This window comes from Shewanella surugensis, assembly GCF_023284005.1.
Taxonomy (GTDB): Bacteria; Pseudomonadota; Gammaproteobacteria; order Enterobacterales; family Shewanellaceae; genus Shewanella; species Shewanella surugensis.
Genome location: NZ_JAKIKS010000262.1, coordinates 1 through 2,559, shown reverse-complemented (window position 1 = coordinate 2,559; position 2,559 = coordinate 1). Strand labels below are relative to the sequence as shown.

Genomic DNA, 2,559 nt, shown 5'->3' with positions numbered 1-2,559 from the left:
GTTTGATGCAACTCTTGATACTGGCTACGAATATGATGAGCCAGCTGATTGGCGCGTTGATTCAGTTCATCATAAGTTAGCTCTGAGCCTTCAAATACCAGTGCAATATTATCTGGCGTTTTTTCGACTTGTTCTTCGAACAACTGCTGCAGCGTTTTATCTTGCGGATAAGGTGTGTCTGTTTGATTCCATATATGCAACAAGGTATGACGCTCATCCGTTGATAATAAAGATAAAGCTTGATGGCGCAAATAAGGCTGCTCACTCACTTGCCCAAATAGCTTTCGCATCTGCTGCAATAATCGCTCAGCTTGTCCTGCTTCGATAATACTTTGCTCATAGCTTATGTTAACCACTAATCTTTGAGGCTGTTCATAGGCGGTTATTGACAGTGGATAGTTCGTCTTTTCTACCGCTTGTCTAAAACAAAGCACATTCTGTTCATCATTTACAGGCACAGGATAATTTTCAAATACCAATAAACTTTGAAATAAACGCTCGCCATGTGTTTGAAGACTCGCCAGCGACACACTGCTGTGACTATTGAGTTCAGCGATACTGTTTTGAATTTGCTGCATGATATCAATGCAGGTTTCCTCATCCCGCCAATTCACCACTAAAGGCAAGGTATTGATGTACAGTCCAACACTCCTCTCTATACCTTCAACGGGGATATCTCGGCCCGAAACAGTGGTACCCACTATCGTTTGCTCATCTTGGGTATACACCTGTAACATCTTATGCCACACAAACTGCACCGCTACATTCAACGTAACGCCCTGTGTCTGACACATGACTTTCAATTGAGCTAACACCTCTCCCTCAAGACATAACTGCTGAGATTGGAGGGATGTCACTGTTTTAAGTGTGTCTACATCCACTTTTTGGCTGAGCAATGGCCTGATATCATTGGCGGCTTGCCAATGTTGGCGCTTATCATTCCAATAAGCTTGAATAATGGGTTGCTGCTGAGCATGCCAAGCTTGCGCTTGAAGATAGCTGGTTTCTTCTACCACACTCGGCTGCTGGCCTTCTAGCAGCGCTTGATAAGTGTCATACACAAATTGCCATAACACAGGCCCACTCCAACCATCACTGATGCTGTGATGTTCCGTCTTAATAATACTCCATAATTGTTGGTGATGTTTAATGAGCGTAAAGCGAATAAGGCCGGGCTGGGTTAAATCAAAACCTTGTACCCTATCTTGTTCTTGCAGGCTCATGATTTCAACTTCACGCTCAACCTCATTAAGATGGGTTAAATCCACGATATTAAAATGACGCTTATCGATGGAAGTCCCTTTAGTGATAATTTGCAGCGGCTCACCGTCCCAATCAAAGGCTAGGCGGAGCACAGGATAACGCTTTGAAGCTAAGCGCCAAGCCTCTTGATAGCAATCAATGTCTAATTGAGCTCGATAATCCAATAATAACTGCACACAATAAGCATCGTCTTCAGGGTAAGTAAGTGCATGCGCTATAAAACCTTGCTGTAAACTATTGGCGCTAAACAGCGTTTCAATGTCATACAGTGTTTGCAACCGATTGAGCCGCTCCAATGTTAGCCCTGTGACACTATAATCTGAAGGGGTAGCTATACCGCCCACTTGCGCTTGTCGAACCGCTTCTGAGACAACATCCGTTAATGCGTGTTTAAAGTGCTGAATGAATAACAGAGATTGAGCCTGAGATAATTGAGAGTCCACCTCAAAACATAAACAACCATCAATAATCGCCCCGTTGATATTCAACAGGTTATCATCGATATTATCAGCTGAAACCGACAAACCCGTCTCTTCAGCCGTTAACTGCCATATTGAGATGGCATCGGATGTGTCAATACTATTATCTGTTTGATTTAGTTGCCCTAGATAGTTAAAACTTACTGGTGGCAGATGGCCCACCTCCATCCCTAATGCACCAAAGCCTATGCCTTTATCTGGAATGGCACGTAAACGCTCTTTTGTATCGATGATGGTGGCACCTAATTCATCCTTAACATTCAGGGTAATGGGAAAAACAGTCGTAAACCAGCCGAGCGTATGAGAAGTATCAATACTATCATCGATGATTTCACGTCCATGCCCTTCTAAACTTATTGCTACCTGAGTATTCCCAAAAAGTGTCTTAAGGGAAATCGCTAATGCCGTTAACAGTAAATCATTAATTTCAGTATAATAGCCGCTCGGTGATTCATGCAGTAATTGCCTAGTCACTGCCTCTGACCATTGAACGGTATGATGTGATGGCTCACATGCGACAGGATAACGGCTCAGCTCAGCAAGCGATAATTGCTGCCTCCAATACTCAGTCTGGTTTTCATGCCCACAGCCATAATCAGCAACACTTTGCACCCATTGACGATAACTACTGCTTTTACGGTCAAGTTCTTTGCCCGTTAATAGCTGCTCCATGTCATCAGCTATGATGCGCCAAGACACAGCATCTACAATGAGATGATGCAAGATAAAGCACAGCCTTGCCGTACCATCCTCATAACCCTGTAAATGGACCACTTGCCACAACTTAGCCTCACCAATACGCAAGGAGGCTTGCAAA

Annotated in this window: 1 protein-coding gene; it reads right to left on the bottom strand. The window is 43.7% G+C overall.

Annotation, left to right across the window (positions count from 1 at the left end; all coding sequences use genetic code 11):
• On the bottom strand, positions 1–2,559 hold a 2,559-nt coding region (locus tag L2764_RS26700), incomplete at both ends, for a condensation domain-containing protein (protein ID WP_248943368.1).